1 pseudogene is annotated in these 866 nt (G+C 58.4%); it reads left to right on the forward strand.

From position 1 onward, the window contains the following. Window positions 1-850: pseudogene (locus ACK4TH_RS12410) on the forward strand (hypothetical protein); the annotation flags it as partial. Window positions 851-866: the final 16 nt, after the last annotated feature.

Below are 866 nucleotides of genomic sequence, written 5' to 3' on the forward strand. Positions count from 1 at the left end.
TCTTATCCAGTCGTTAAATGCGGGCGAGTTTTCGATACTGCTTGAAGGGCGGGTCGACCTTGAGCGTTACCGCGCGTCCATGCGCAGCTTGTTCAACTGGATTGCAGCGCCGCAGGGACCGGCGCTGCGCCGGTCAGGAACGATGTTTAGCGCGCCTATGTGCTATCACGACAAGCCGAGTACGTTTATTCCGTACGAGTTTAGCGAAGATCAAGCGCAGATCATCGAGTTTGCCGACTACAAGGCGCGGTTCCATGACGAAGACGGCGTCCAGGTTTATGACCCGGAAGCTATCGTCAACGTGGTACAGACTAACCCGCTTATCATCGACAGTCCCACGCTGGGCGCGGATGTAGGCGAAAGCGTAGCACTCGCCGGTTTCCCGAACGCCACCAACATGAACGGTACGTTCGGTAAGATCACGGCGAAAGCCGGAACAGAATATACGTTAGATGTCGGCTACGCCGATGACGTCAGCTACACGTACGATGACGCCACGGCGGCTATCATCTACGAAATCGAGACGCCTTATAGCGCCGCAGAGGCGCAGAGCTTACGCTATGTCCAGCAGGTCGACGTATTGTACCTGTACGATGCCAAAGGCGTAAAGCGTCACCGCAAGCTGTCGCGTTTCGGCGGGTATGACTGGCGGCTGGACGTCGTCGGACAGATCGACGGGCCGTTCATGCCAGCCAATGACAAAGGTATCCGGCTAACTCCGGCGTCGACAGGAAACGTGGCCGTCACCGGCAACGGTGTAGCGACGGGGAGTACCGAAGCCGTAGGCATGAGGTGTGGCTGCTGCTCGGGGCCTGGCTGGCCGCGCCGGTGTTTGCCTCCAGCGTCATGACCTTGCCGATGCTGGT

The sequence above is a fragment of the Tepidimonas sp. genome (assembly GCF_046292505.1).
Classification (GTDB): Bacteria; Pseudomonadota; Gammaproteobacteria; order Burkholderiales; family Burkholderiaceae_C; genus Tepidimonas.